The organism is Kaistella flava (ex Peng et al. 2021) (assembly GCF_015191005.1).
In the GTDB taxonomy this organism is placed as follows: domain Bacteria; phylum Bacteroidota; class Bacteroidia; order Flavobacteriales; family Weeksellaceae; genus Kaistella; species Kaistella flava.
Genome location: NZ_CP040442.1, coordinates 258,502 through 272,889 on the forward strand (window position 1 = coordinate 258,502; position 14,388 = coordinate 272,889).

Consider the following 14,388-nt stretch of genomic DNA (forward strand, 5'->3'; position numbering starts at 1 on the left):
TTGTAAAAACGCTATATTAGTTTTATCTTAAATGAGCAACTGAGAATATAAATTTTAGAAATGATAGGATTAGAAAAAGATGTAATAATTAATTTAGAAAATCAGTATGACTAAAAATTTTAAATATTTAAGCGTATTGTTCATGTTGTGTTTTTTCGCAAGTTGTAGTGATAATAATGAGCGAAAAGAAATAAGTGAAAGTATTATTAATGATAATGCAGATTTATTTGTTTCCAATTTATATACGATTTCTCCTGAAAACACTCAGATATTCCTCATTAAAAAAGTTGGTGGAAGTGATTTTATTGATGAGCATTGTGGTTCTATTGTAGAAATGGAAGGCTTAAATTTGGTTGAAAATTGTAAAAAAGAACTTTATGAATTTTTAAATAAAGAAGGTTTTAATATCAACGAAAATACAGAATATGTCAGCTTTGTTCTTGAAAAATTTCCAAGCAAAAGAAATGTAAAATTAATAGAAGATCAACAAGAAATTAAAGATAGAGATTATATAGAAGTAAGTTTTTCAAATTTTTATATTGATAAAAAATTAAAAAAGGGATTTGTGATTGTTCGAGAGTCAAATCTTCAGGAAGGTAGACATGGCGGGAAGGTTGAGATCTACTTTTTTGAAAATAAAGGAAATCGCTGGAAACTCTATAAAAACGAGATGTTACTAACGGCGTAATTTATATCTTTTGCAAATAAAAAAAAGCTACGACAAATTCGTAGCTTTTATATTGAGAAAAAAATCCAATTAATGTTCTTCGGTACCATCAACGCCGTGAGCGTGACCATGCGCCAATTCTTCTTCGGTTGCCGGTCTGGTTGAAGCTACTTCAATATCGAAGTGTAAAGTTTTTCCAGCCATTGGATGGTTAAGATCAACAATTACAGCTTCTGGAGTTACTTCCATAACAACACCACTTAAATGATTTCCTTGTGCGTCTTGTAAAGGCAACATCGCTCCTACAGGCGGCATTCCAGATTGCTCAAACATTGCAAGTGGCAACTGAGTTACTGCATTTTCCATTTTATCACCATAACCTTCTTCGGGTTTGATCGTGAAAGATTTTTTGTCGCCTGCAACCATTCCTGCGATGTTTTCTTCAAACTTCGGCAACATCATTCCAACTCCGTATAAAAAAGTGAAAGGGTTTTCGATATCTGTTTTTTCAATGAAAGTCTTTTCACCATTTTCTTCAATGGCGTTTAACGTGTAATGTAATGCTACTACGTGATTTTTGTCTATTGTCATGAGATAAATGTTATTGAGAATTTCTAAATCCTCTTATTATAATTGTATGTTTTCGTGCAATGTAATTATTTGCAAAAGTACTAAATTGAAATAAAATGGTTCTGTTCTTTTTTCTTCAAAACTTATTTTTATTTGAATAGTATCAACTTTTAATTATTCTTTACCGGAAAGGGTTGTGCTTTTTCATTCGTTTTTGCCTTCATATCATCACAGATATTTTCTAAAATTTAATTAATCTGCTTTCTCATTAGAATTGCTGCTGACAAACATTTCGTTGCGCTCTTCTGAGACAATATCCATAAACCGATCGTAATGTTTTAGTACATCTGAAATTAATTCATTTTTAGTAAAATATTGAATGTCATAACTCTCTCTGGTATCTCCAAAATAGGCTATGGGAAAGAAGGCTCCCTTTTCTTGAACTTCTGGAAGATTATCTTCGTCAATCAAAAAATTAGAAACCTTTTTTGAAGTCGTTTCTACTCCGTAGATGAAATTGTTAATCACATCATATTTAATTTCCAGTTCAATCTTAACAGGATTTGTGTGATGGTTAATATTGGCTACAATTCCATTTGCTGCGAACTCTGTCTGCAAATCGGTGAAAGCCTGCTTCACTAAAGTACCTATAAAAAAGTCTACAGATTTGCGGTCTTTCGTGGCCACAATAAGTTTTAATCGTTCTTTCCATAATCTCCCCGACCATGGAACAGTGGCTTTTGAGAAGGAACGGTCATAGTAAGATTGGTCGATGCTCAACGCTTTTAATAAACTTACAATAAATAATAACATGATGATTGAAAATGGTAAAGCAGTAATCAGCGTCATACTTTGTAAAGCTTTTAAACCACCAGCATTAAGAAGTAATAAAGCCAATATTGCTAATAATCCTCCCCATAAAATGGTTTGCCATTTCGGAGATTTTACTGCATTTTTAGTAGCGATACTATTCATTACGAAAATACCCGAATCTGCCGAAGTCACAAAAAAGATGATCACAATAAGGATGGTCATAAAACTCGCAATGGTCGATAAGGGTAAGTATTCTAAAAACTGAAACATCAGCGCATCTGGATTTCCAGCTACGGCACTTAGAGCACCTTTGCCAATATTCATGTCAAACCAAATCGCACTGTTTCCAAAAACAGTCATCCAGATAAAATTGAACAAAGATGGAATGACTAATACGGCAACAATAAATTCACGGATCGTTCTGCCTTTAGATATTTTAGCGATAAAAAGTCCCACGTACGGCGACCAGGAAATCCACCAAGCCCAGTAGAGTATCGTCCAGTCATAAAACCAAGGCAACGCAGCTTTATCATAAACGTGAGTGCCGAAGGTTAAATTAAAAAAGTTGTTGATATAATTACCCAGACCTTCCGTAAAACTTCCAATCAAAAAAACAGTTGGACCTAACATTAAGACAAACAAAAGCAGACCAACTACTAATATTACGTTGATATTACTTAGTAATTTAATTCCTTTATCAACGCCGGTTAACGCTGATATGACAGCCAGAGATACTAAAACTCCGACGATAAGAATTTGATAAATAAAACTGGTATCTGGAACAATATGTAAAAACTGTAAACCAGAATTGATCTGAACGACTCCAAAACCTAAAGTCGTCGTGATTCCAAAAAAGGTGCTGCAAAGTGCAAATACGTCAATCACATTTCCCCAGGCGCCATCAGTTTTATTTTTTAAAAGTGGATAGAAACAACTTCTTAAGGATAAAGGCAGTTTAAGACGATAAGCAAAATAGGAAAGTGCTAAACCTACCAACCCATAAATTGCCCAGGCATGAATTCCCCAATGAAAGAAAGAGTAGAGTTGAGCATTCTTTGCTTTATTGACGTAATGTTCTAAACCAAAGACTTCAGAGGTATAATGCTGCATCGGCTCGGCGACTCCAAAATACATCAATCCGATTCCCATACCTGCAGAAAATAGCATTGCGATCCAGGAAAAGAAAGAATGTTCTGGTCTGCTGTCATTATCGCCGAGGCGAATGTTTCCATACTTGCTAAATAAAAGATAAACCAGAAAAATAACAAAACAGGTTACTGACCAAACGTAGACCCAATTGAGATTCACAAAAATGAAATTTTTAATGACATTCAATATTTTGTCAGCCATTTCTGGGTAGAGAACTGATATGATGGAAACAAGTAATATAAATACCATGCTCGGTATAAATATTCCCTTGTTCAAAGTAGATTTAAACATAAAAATAGTTTTTTTGGTTGATAATAAAGCGGACGGAAGAAGAGATAGCGCTGTTCCGAACTTTGCGGAACTCATTGTTGAATCTTTAAAAAGTAGCTCTCGAATTCACTAAAAATGAACTACAAATCTGAGAAACATAAAATCAACTGACAAATTAATGACTATAAAATTACTAAAAATATCGGAAAAATATAATTTTTATTTTAAAATTTAGGTCGGCAACTGTCAGATAAAGAGATTGTTATTTAAAAGGTTTTGGAAAAATTGATGAAAAACATTTTGAGCTGTAGTTTTGCAGGCCTTTTAAAAATAGTTCAATAGAAATAGGAAAAATGACGAATTAAAATAGCTGATTAATATTTTCTCTTACTGAATTGACTGTAATTTATATTGTAAAAACAGGAGATTAATTCATAAATCAGAGTAAAAAATTGGTAATTCTTTATTTATTTCACTTGCTAAAGGAAGGTTTTTGGAAGAACTAGTAGCTAGAAATGATATTTACTGCATCTGATTTTTAAATGATTTTTCTACTTAAACTCCCATTAATAAAAGAAAGTACAAAATTTTATAGCATATTTTTTCTTATCGTCCTTTTTGATTACCAACGTTTTATGTTTCAAAAATTAAATATATAGCAAGATTTCCCTATATTTGTTGAGCTCTTAAGGACCAAATATTCTTATGGTATGACGTACAGAAATATCGATTTACAAACGATTTTTATAGTACGGTAGCACGACATATTTTTTTTATTGGTATTCCTAATATTGAAAGTAATAACGATTTCTGTTTTTTCCAATTATAATCAACGTCATTTTTTTCACCCGTATTTTTTAAAATCAGCTTTGTTCATTATTTATACGATTAAATGTATTTATTAGTAAGCACGTTAGCGTTAATTTCAAAGAAAATAAAATGATGTATTTGTCATAGTTGGTAAGGGCGCGAAGCGTTTGGTTTAAAAGATTTAAATATATTTATGAATAAGATCTGTTTCGTTTTGTCACGATTTTGAACATTTTAAATTGCCTTTTTGATAGGCAGAATATTTGGATTGGATTACTTTTGCTTAATCATTATGAGACTGAATAAAAGATATTTCCTATTCACTTTTCTGCTGTTCTTCACAGCTTTGTGTGCAGGTATGCAGGCTCATCATAATGATAATGTTCAATCATTTTCGGAAAATATTTCCAGAAATAGCACCGTACAAAACTTAGATTATCAGAGTCCAACTGGGTTTTACGTCCAAGAGAATACCACTGATGATTCAGATTCAGATTGTGAGGAACTTGAAATAGCAAAATTTGGTTTTTCTGCGATTATTCAAAAATATAAGGATTCTTTTTTAAGAATTTATTTTTGTAATACGCAGCCTATTGCTGTTCACAATCACAACTACACCGCAATGCCTCGATATATTCTATATCATGCGTTAAAAATAGCCGGCTGATAAAATTTCCTTTTTAAGCAGAGGCTTGCTGTGATTTGTATTGACCTACAAATATTTAAAGCAATTTCCATTTCTAATTTTTAGCGATCCATTCATTTGCCTTTTTTCATAAAGGCGAACAAATCAACGGACTTTCAACTTTAAAAATATAATAATATGCATTTAACTCCAAGAGAAACAGAAAAGCTCATGCTCCATATGGCTGGTGAGCTGGCTCTTAAAAGAAGGGCTAGAGGTCTTAAACTAAATTATCCTGAATCCGTAGCGCTCATAAGCCACTTTTTGATGGAAGGTGCCAGAGATGGTAAACGAGTAGCAGACCTCATGCAGGAAGGCGCAAAACTTCTGACCATAGATGATGTAATGCCTGGCGTTGCAGAGATGATCCACGACGTTCAAATCGAAGCAACTTTCCCAGACGGAACCAAGCTTGTAACTGTACACAACCCAATCCGATAAAACACAACAGTATGATACCAGGACAAATTTTTGTAAAAGAAGGTACTATTATCTGCAATGAAGGCAGGGAAACGGTGACCTTAAAAGTAACCAATACAGGTGACCGACCAATTCAGGTAGGTTCGCATTTTCATTTTTTTGAAGTGAATAAAGCCATGAGTTTTGATCGTGAAAAAGCCTTCGGGAAAAGATTGAATATCGTTGCCAGTACCGCAGTTCGTTTTGAACCGGGAGAGGAAAAAGAAGTGTCACTTGTAGAAATAGGTGGAACGAAAAGAGCAATGGGATTCAATAATCTCGTAGATGGCCAAATCGATTCTGAAGAACAGAAAAAAGAAAGTCTTGCCAAAGCGCAACAGTTAAATTATAAAAACTTTTAAGATGAGTTTAAACGTAGACAGAAAACAATACGCCAATATATTAGGCCCCACAGCCGGAGATAAAATCCGCTTAGGTGATACTGAAATCATTATAGAAATCGAAAAAGATTTTACCTATTATGGCGATGAAGCCGTATTTGGTGGAGGAAAAACGATTCGTGACGGAATGGGTCAAAATGTAAGTGCGATGAGAGACGACGGCGTACTGGACCTTTGTATTACCGGCGCAACGATTATTGACCACTGGGGAATTGTAAAAGGAGATATAGGAATCAAAGACGGTAAAATTGTCGGTATTGGTAAAGCAGGAAATCCTGATACCATGGATGGTGTAACCCCAAATATGATCATTGGTGCTTCTACCGAAATTCATGGTGCAAAAGGATTGATTGTTACAGCAGGTGGAATTGATACCCACATTCACTATATCTCCCCGCAGCAAATCGATACTGCTTTATACAGCGGTATTACAACGATGATTGGTGGTGGTACAGGGCCTAATGACGGTTCACACGCTACGACTGTAACACCTGGAAGTTTCAATATCCAGAAAATGCTTGAAGCAGCAGAAGAATATCCAATGAATTTTGGATTCTTTGGAAAAGGAAACTGCGCTGCTGAAGGACCGATTGAAGAGCAGATAGAAGCAGGAGCTTTAGGGGTAAAGATTCATGAAGATTGGGGCGCAACTACAGCTACAATTAATGCAGCTTTAAATGTAGCTGATAAATATGATGTTCAGGTTGCAATCCACACGGATACCTTGAATGAAGGAGGTTTCTTAGAAGATACGATGAAAGCGATTGCGGGACGTACAATCCATACCTTCCATACCGAAGGAGCAGGAGGTGGTCACGCACCTGATATCATTAAAGCAGCGATGTATCCTAACGTACTCCCAGCTTCTACAAATCCTACAAGACCTTACACGGTTAATACGGTAGATGAACATTTGGATATGTTGATGGTTTGCCATCACTTACGTAAAGACATTCCAGAAGATGTAGCGTTTGCTGATTCAAGAATCCGTCCGGAAACGATTGCGGCAGAAGATATTCTTCATGATATGGGCGTATTCAGTATCATGAGTTCAGATTCTCAAGCAATGGGAAGAGTCGGAGAAGTGGTCACCAGAACTTGGCAGACGGCTAGTAAAATGAAAGAGCAGAGAGGAGCCTTACCAGAAGATAAAGATGCAGATAATGATAACTACCGTGCCAAAAGATATGTTGCAAAATATACCATCAACCCTGCAATCGCACACGGTATTTCAGAATATGTAGGATCGATTGAAGAAGGTAAATTAGCTGACTTAGTAGTTTGGAAACCAGCTTTGTTTGGAGTGAAACCCGAAATGATTTATAAAGGAGGTTTTGTAGTAGGTGCGAAAATGGGAGATCCTAATGCTTCTATTCCTACACCACAACCTGTGATTTACAGAAATATGTTCGGTGCTCATGGTAAAGCTAAATTTGGAATTTGTGCCACTTTTGTTTCTCAGATTTCAATAGACAATGGGAAGATCGCATCTTATGGTTTGGATAAAATGATTCTGCCAGTGAAAAACTGTAGAAATATTGGTAAAAAGGATTTGATCCATAATGATAAAACTCCAGAGATCGATGTAAATCCAGAAAACTACAGAGTAACAGTAGATGGCGAATACATTACGTGTGAACCTGCTACTAAGCTTCCTCTAACACAGTTATACTACCTATTCTAAATAATAGAGTTTAAAGGCTCGGAAATCATGCCGAGCCTTTCTTATAAATAAAAAAGAAGCCGGAGTTAGCGGTTCAACGTGGTATTGCAATTTCTAAGAATTTTAATTTTAAAAAAGATTGAAGATTAATGATAATTAATGAAACAATAGGTAATATTTCCGAATATCCGCTTAATGGAAGATCAATAGATTATCTCGATTTAGAGTGGTATGAATCCACCAAAAGGATTCAGCGGAAAAAAACAAGAAGTGGAGCAGATGTCGCCATTAAATTCCTCAGAGAAGGTCAGCGATTAAGAGAAGGTGATATTCTTTTTGAAAACTCAGAAAAAGTGATTGTGGTCAACATCCTGGAAACTGAAGCGATTGTAATGACTCCTTCTTCGATGCTGGAAATGGGTACCGTATGCTATGAAATAGGGAACAAACATATTCCTCTTTTTATTCAGGATGACAAAGTGATGCTTCCTTTCGAAATGCCAATGTTCAGATGGCTGGAAGTGAGCGGATTTAATCCCGAAAGACATTCGGTGAAATTGCTTAATGTGCTAAGATCAAATGTTGAACCTCATGGTCATGGAAGTTTAGGCTCCTCCATATTTACTAAAATATTAAAAATGGCTTCTCCAAAAGATGAATAATATGAATTTGAACTTTTTAGCAGGATTATTACATATTTCCGATCCTACTTTACCGATCGGAGGTTACGCCCATTCAAACGGGTTAGAAACTTATGTACAGAAAAGAATTGTTCACAATCGGCAGACTGCAACAGAATTTGTACAGAACATGCTTCAGTATAATTTAAAGTATAACGACGGCGCTTTTGTGAAATTAGCTTATGAAGCAGCAAAAGAAGGAAATCTGGAGTTGTTGATTAAACTTGATAACGAGTGCAATGCTTTAAAATGTCCGAAAGAAATTCGCCAAGCAAGCCAGAAATTGGGATTGCGTTTAATCAAGATATTTAAGAGAAATGAAAACTCTTCTATAATGGAAGCTTTTGAAAAAGCAATTCAGAATAAGGAAGCCAATTCTCATTATTGTATCGTCTTCGGAATTTTTGCAAGTCAAATGGATATTCCTTTGTATCAAGCGCTTCTCGGATTTTATTACACTTCTGTAACGGGAATGATTACCAATGCCGTGAAATTAGTACCACTCGGACAATTGGACGGTCAGGATATTTTATTCTCGATGTATCCGGTGATGGAAAAAACAGTGGCAGAAACCATCGAGCTTGATCGGGATATGGTAGGACTTTGTAATACGTCCTTTGATATTCGCTGTATGCAGCATGAAAATTTATATTCAAGATTGTATATGTCTTAAAAAAAAACAGAAAATTAATTTAATTAAAAAAATGGAAAACAGAAAATATATCAAGATAGGAGTTGCCGGACCGGTAGGATCAGGAAAAACAGCTTTATTAGAACGTTTAAGCAGAAAAATGTTTGGTGATTATGATCTTGGCGTAATTACCAATGATATTTATACCAAAGAAGATGCGGAATTTATGGCGAAAAATAGTCTTTTGCCACCTGAGAGAATTATCGGAGTAGAAACTGGAGGTTGCCCGCACACTGCGATTCGGGAAGATGCAAGTATGAATTTGGAAGCAGTAGATGAGTTAGCAGGTCGTTTCCCTGAAATTGAAATGATCCTAATTGAAAGCGGTGGTGATAATCTATCAGCTACATTCAGTCCAGATTTAGCAGACGTAAGTATCTTTATTATTGACGTTGCTGAAGGTGAGAAAATCCCTAGAAAAGGAGGACCTGGAATTACCCGTTCAGATCTTTTAATCATTAATAAAATAGATCTTGCGCCGTACGTGGGAGCTAGTCTTGAAGTAATGGAAAATGACGCCAGAAGAATGAGAAATGGAAGTCCTTTCATATTTACCAATCTTAAAACTGATGAAGGTTTAGATAGCGTGATTGGATGGATTAAAAAATATGCGTTGCTCGAGGATGTTGAAGAACCAAATCTTGTAAGATAGATGGACTGCCATTTAAATTTAACCTGCGGATTCAAAAACGGAAAGTCATATGTAAAAGACCTTTACGTAACCCTGCCTTTCCGTGTAGTTTCTGTAGGACAGCGTAAAACGGATAACAAACTCTATCAAATGATCATGAGTTCATCTCCGGGAATTCTGGATGGAGACCATTATCATTTAGATATTTCACTGGAAAAAGGAACAGCTCTTCAACTGCAGTCGCAGTCTTACCAAAGGTTGTTCAATATGAAAGATAAAGCTTTGCAGGAAATTAATGTCTCGATGGAGGATGATACTTCTTTTGCCTACGTTCCACATCCGGTAGTTCCGCATGAAGATTCCAATTTTAAAAGTGAGGCCAAAGTTCATATCGGAAATAACAGTCAGATTGTGATTAGCGAGATTATTACGTGCGGTAGAAAACATTACGGAGAAGTTTTTAAATTAAAACGCTTCCAAAATTTAATGGAAATTTATCACAACAATAAATTAATCATTAAAGATAACGTACTGATTCAGCCAGATTTGATTCCGATTAAAAGTATCGGAAATCTGGAACAGTACACACATCAGGGAACGCTAATTTTTTACAGTACTAAAGATGAGTTGAAAACTGGAGAACTGATCGAAAGAATTCTTAAAGATGCAGAAGCTCATCATGAAGAAATGGAGATCGGAATATCAACCATGGAAAACAACGGTTTTGTGGTGAGAGGATTAGGACATGGTGGAGAAGTAATGTATAATTTCTTCGTTCATATTCAGGAAATTCTTTGGGCATTAGATTAAAAAAATAATTAATAAATGGACAGCACAATTTGGGCACTTTTATTGAGTGCAATATCAATAAGTTTTATACATACCGCCTCCGGGCCTGATCATTATCTGCCTTTTATCGTTCTGTCAAAATCGAAAAACTGGAGCGGTATAAAGACTGCAATGTTAACGGTAGTTTGCGGATTTGGTCACGTGATGAGTTCTTTGGTGCTGGGATTTATCGGCGTTTTCTTAGGTTGGCAGCTCAATAAAATTTCTTGGTTTCAGGATCTGAGAGGAAACTTTTCGGGCTGGGCATTGCTGACTTTTGGTGCGATCTATCTTATTTATGGAATCGTTCAGGCAATTCGAAACAGACCGCACAAGCATTTCGATGTAATGGGAGATGATGTTTACGTTTTTGAACATAATCATGGCGAAGTGGTAAGACCTCAGAACAGAATAAAAGTAACACCGTTTGTTCTTTTTATGATTTTTGTAATGGGACCAAGTGAACCTTTAATTCCATTGCTTTTTTATTCCGGAGTGAAACATTCCATGACAGAAATCTTTGTTTTAGTAAGTTCTTTTACAATTACTACGGTTTTAACAATGTTGGGAATGGTTCTGTTGGGTCGCTATGGTTACTCATCATTATTTAATACAGAAAAATTAGAACGCTATATGGGAGTGGTAAGTGGAGCTGTAGTAACTTTGTGCGGAATCGGAATGGTTTTCTTGGGATGGTAATGAACCTTTTTAATTTCAGAAAATTTGACCTAAAATAAGCTGAATAATTCATCATTTATTAATTAAAACCTCAACGTTTCAAATCTTATTTAAATCTCAACTTAGTACACTTTACGCTGTACATTATACAACAAACAATTATGGACAAATATTTCGAAAAAGTACCTTTTATAGACAATGTTCTAAAGGGAATCGGGCAGATTATGCTGCAGGAAAACAGATGGACCGGCCTTTTATTTCTCATCGGTATTTTTATGGGAAGCTGGCAGGGTGGTATTGCCGTTTTGTTATCTACTGGCGCCGGAACTTTCATCGCCATGAAACTGAATTATGACAAATCTGAAATTGACGCAGGTTTATACGGTTTCAGTGCAGCATTGGTGGGCGTTGCCTTATCTTTTATATTTCAAACGACCTTATTGGTGTGGATTCTTATTATCATCGGTGGAGCCTTGGCAAGTATCATCCAACATTTTTTTATCAAGAGAAAAATTCCGGTATTTACTTTTCCTTTTATTATTATCACCTGGATCGTAGTTTTTGCGTTGCACCATTTTACGCAAATCCCACCGTCGGATATGATAAGTGCAAAAATAGAAACGGTGGATTATGATGATTTTATTACCAGTATTAGTGGGTTTGGCGAAGTAATCTTTCAGGGCAGCTTATTTTCGGGGATTATTTTCTTTATCGCCGTTTTTATCAATTCTCCTGCTGCCGCACTTTATGGTTTGGCCGGATCGCTATTGGCATCCTCTATTTCTCATTTTAATGGGGAATCAATTGATGAAATTCACATGGGACTATTTGGTTTTAATGCCGTACTTTCGGCAATTGTTTTTTCAGGCTTCAAAAAAGCAGATGGTTTTTGGGTGCTTATTGCAGTAGTAATTACCGTTGCAGTTGATGATTTATTAATTGACTTTGAGGTTCTTAGTCCGGTAGGTGGAGTGCTTACTTTTCCTTTTGTTGTTGGGACCTGGATTACGCTTCTTATACAAAAAGGAATTATTCCATTAAAAAAAATGATTGTTAAATAATTAAAAAATAGGATGAAGTTTAATAAAGCAGCTATTGTTTTTCTTGCAGTTTCTCTTAACGGAGTAATCTCTGCACAGGAGAAAATCACAGAAAAACAGATCGTAGTTAAAGATGCAGACGAAAAAACTCCGATTTCAGGAGTCTTGCTTCAATATAATCAAGGCACCAGTCATGAACATTCAGCGACCGACGGATCTTTCAAATTTTCTTTAAAATCATTACCGGATACTCTTGTAATCAGTCATCCAGGTTATGACGATGTGAAATGGATTGTTCAGGATAATGAAGCTAAAAATAATGTTATTTTTATGCAGCATAAACCTTTTCAGATCTCGGAAGTAGCTATTAATCACAGTTCCTTTTTATCGGCAATTACCAAGGTTGATCTTAATAAATCTCCAGTAAATTCCGCGCAGGATTTACTCCGTAAAGTACCGGGATTGTTTATTGCGCAGCACGCAGGTGGAGGGAAAGCAGAACAGCTTTTTTTAAGAGGTTTTGATGCTGACCACGGAACAGATGTAAGCGTTAATGTAGATGGAATGCCTGTAAATATTGTTTCCCATGCACATGGACAGGGATATTCTGATTTACACTTTGTGATTCCTGAAACCGTTAACAATATTGATTTTGGAAAAGGAGCTTATTACATGGATCGCGGTGATTTTGATACTGCCGGTTATGTTGATTTTCAAACGTATAACAGGTTGAAAAATAGCATGGTGAAATTAGAAGGCGGCTCTTTTAATTCCAAAAGAATATTAGGAATGTTTAATATTCTAAACGATGAAACAGGTAGAAAAGGCGCTTATATTGCAACGGAATATAATTATGCCGATGGGCCTTTCGATGTAAAACAGAACTTTAACAGAGTCAATATTTTCGGTAAATATAACCAATGGTTGACCGATAACGATTATTTTAATCTTCAGTTTTCTACCTTTAATTCCAGCTGGAATGCTTCCGGACAAATCCCTGAACGTGCTGTTGATGAAGGAATCATAGATCGATGGGGAAGTATTGATCCTACAGAAGGAGGAAAAACTTCTCGTACTAATCTTCAGATGAATTATAAACATATCATTTCACCGTCTGAACAAATCGATGCGATGGCTTGGTATTCAAAATATAATTTTAATCTCTATTCCGATTTTACTTTTTATTTACACGATAAAGATAACGGTGATGAAATTCAACAAACCGACGGCAGAAATATTTATGGTACAGAGGTAAAGTATACGAAGAATTTTACTCTTAATAATGGTACAGTTGACTGGATTTCCGGAGTTGGTTTTAGAAACGATGATATTAATACATTGCAGTTGAATCACGTTTATCACAGAGATTTGTTGCTCGATCGTCTTTCGAATGTTACCGGAACAGAAACCAATCTTCATGCTTTTTCCGGCTTAATCTGGAAAACAGGAAAATGGACCGTGAATCCTGCTTTAAGAGTGGATCACTTTATTTTCAATATGCATGATTTATTGAATATCGATCAGCTTCCTTCCGGACAATCTGATGAAGCAACAAGAGTGAGTCCTAAATTAAATTTCTCCTATGCGGTCAATGACAATGTATTGTGGTTCTTAAAAACTGGAATGGGTTTTCACTCCAATGATATAAGAGTAGTTGTACAGGAAAACGGAGACAAAATATTGCCCTATTCCGTAGGTGGAGATTTGGGAGTACGGTTACATCCTTTCAAATCATTGATCATTACGCCAACTTTGTGGTATATGTCTTTACAACAGGAATTTGTTTATGTTGGAGACGATGCAGTTGTCGAACCTTCAGGCAGATCCAGACGTTACGGTGCTGATCTTGGCATCCGCTTTCAGCCGTTGCAGAATATTTATATTAATGCTGATTTTAATTATTCTCACGCAAGATTCGTAGACGAAGAAAAAGGACAAGATTATGTGCCGCTCGCTCCAGTAATCACGAGTACAGGATCTGTAAACTGGGATTTTCTAAATGGTTTTTCTTTAGGGCTTCAGTACCGCTATTTAGGTGCCAGACCTGCCGACGAAGAAGACGGTATCCGCACAAAAGCGTATTTCGTTAATGATTTAATGCTTTCTTATAACCGTCCAAAATGGGGCGCTAATCTACAAGCGAATAACCTTTTTAACGTCAACTGGAATGAAGCGCAATTCGCGACCGAAACCCAGTTGAGGAACGAACAGCAATCTGTTACAGATTTAACATATACGCCAGGAAACCCATTCGGAATAAAAATGGGAGTTTATTACAAGTTTTAAGATCAGGTACTGATTTATTTCCAGCACTAAATTTGTATTTATTTTTTTTAAAACTATAAATAAAGGA

14 protein-coding genes are annotated in these 14,388 nt (G+C 35.8%); 12 read left to right on the forward strand and 2 right to left on the reverse strand.

Features of this window, described 5'->3' with window-relative positions; all coding sequences use genetic code 11:
- The first annotated feature begins 106 nt into the window (after window positions 1-106).
- The gene (locus tag Q73A0000_RS01145; RefSeq protein WP_193812261.1) at window positions 107-688 is read left to right on the forward strand and encodes a hypothetical protein; all 582 of its coding nucleotides are present in this window, start codon (window positions 107-109) and stop codon (window positions 686-688) included.
- A gap of 69 nt (window positions 689-757) precedes the next feature.
- On the opposite strand, the gene Q73A0000_RS01150 is transcribed toward Q73A0000_RS01145, so the two are convergent.
- Both Q73A0000_RS01150 and Q73A0000_RS01155 read right to left on the reverse strand, forming a co-directional pair.
- Window positions 758-1,258, reverse strand: a complete 501-nt coding sequence (locus Q73A0000_RS01150) for a peptidylprolyl isomerase (RefSeq protein ID WP_193812262.1) — start codon at window positions 1,256-1,258, stop codon at window positions 758-760.
- Window positions 1,259-1,489: 231 nt separating this feature from the next.
- A complete protein-coding gene (locus Q73A0000_RS01155) occupies window positions 1,490-3,565 on the reverse strand; it encodes a BCCT family transporter (protein ID WP_244140778.1) in 2,076 nt (691 codons plus the stop codon).
- A 1,006-nt stretch (window positions 3,566-4,571) separates the two neighbouring features.
- Between Q73A0000_RS01155 and Q73A0000_RS01160 the strand changes: the two genes are divergently transcribed.
- From Q73A0000_RS01160 to Q73A0000_RS01210, 11 genes are all read left to right on the forward strand, one after another.
- Window positions 4,572-4,946, forward strand: a complete 375-nt coding sequence (locus Q73A0000_RS01160) for a hypothetical protein (protein ID WP_193812263.1) — start codon at window positions 4,572-4,574, stop codon at window positions 4,944-4,946.
- 156 nt (window positions 4,947-5,102) lie between these two features.
- The gene (gene ureA, locus Q73A0000_RS01165) at window positions 5,103-5,405 is read left to right on the forward strand and encodes an urease subunit gamma (RefSeq protein WP_193812264.1); all 303 of its coding nucleotides are present in this window, start codon (window positions 5,103-5,105) and stop codon (window positions 5,403-5,405) included.
- Window positions 5,406-5,416: 11 nt separating this feature from the next.
- Window positions 5,417-5,785, forward strand: a complete 369-nt coding sequence (gene ureB / locus Q73A0000_RS01170) for an urease subunit beta (protein ID WP_193812265.1) — start codon at window positions 5,417-5,419, stop codon at window positions 5,783-5,785.
- 1 nt (window position 5,786) lies between these two features.
- Entirely contained in the window at window positions 5,787-7,508 is a 1,722-nt protein-coding gene (ureC, locus tag Q73A0000_RS01175) for an urease subunit alpha (protein WP_193812266.1), read from the forward strand.
- A 128-nt stretch (window positions 7,509-7,636) separates the two neighbouring features.
- Entirely contained in the window at window positions 7,637-8,149 is a 513-nt protein-coding gene (gene ureE, locus Q73A0000_RS01180) for an urease accessory protein UreE (protein WP_193812267.1), read from the forward strand.
- 1 nt (window position 8,150) lies between these two features.
- The gene (locus tag Q73A0000_RS01185) at window positions 8,151-8,840 is read left to right on the forward strand and encodes an urease accessory protein UreF (RefSeq protein WP_193812268.1); all 690 of its coding nucleotides are present in this window, start codon (window positions 8,151-8,153) and stop codon (window positions 8,838-8,840) included.
- Window positions 8,841-8,871: 31 nt separating this feature from the next.
- Window positions 8,872-9,510: an urease accessory protein UreG gene (gene ureG, locus Q73A0000_RS01190; RefSeq protein ID WP_193812269.1), complete on the forward strand. Its 639-nt coding sequence runs from the start codon at window positions 8,872-8,874 to the stop codon at window positions 9,508-9,510.
- Window positions 9,511-10,299, forward strand: a complete 789-nt coding sequence (locus Q73A0000_RS01195) for an urease accessory protein UreD (protein WP_193812270.1) — start codon at window positions 9,511-9,513, stop codon at window positions 10,297-10,299.
- A gap of 15 nt (window positions 10,300-10,314) precedes the next feature.
- Window positions 10,315-11,016 carry a hypothetical protein gene (locus Q73A0000_RS01200; RefSeq protein WP_193812271.1) on the forward strand — a complete coding sequence of 234 codons (702 nt, stop codon included), beginning with the start codon at window positions 10,315-10,317 and terminating at the stop codon, window positions 11,014-11,016.
- A gap of 140 nt (window positions 11,017-11,156) precedes the next feature.
- Window positions 11,157-12,056, forward strand: a complete 900-nt coding sequence (locus Q73A0000_RS01205; protein ID WP_193812272.1) for an urea transporter — start codon at window positions 11,157-11,159, stop codon at window positions 12,054-12,056.
- 12 nt (window positions 12,057-12,068) lie between these two features.
- Entirely contained in the window at window positions 12,069-14,321 is a 2,253-nt protein-coding gene (locus Q73A0000_RS01210; RefSeq protein WP_193812273.1) for a TonB-dependent receptor, read from the forward strand.
- Window positions 14,322-14,388 lie beyond the last annotated feature (67 nt).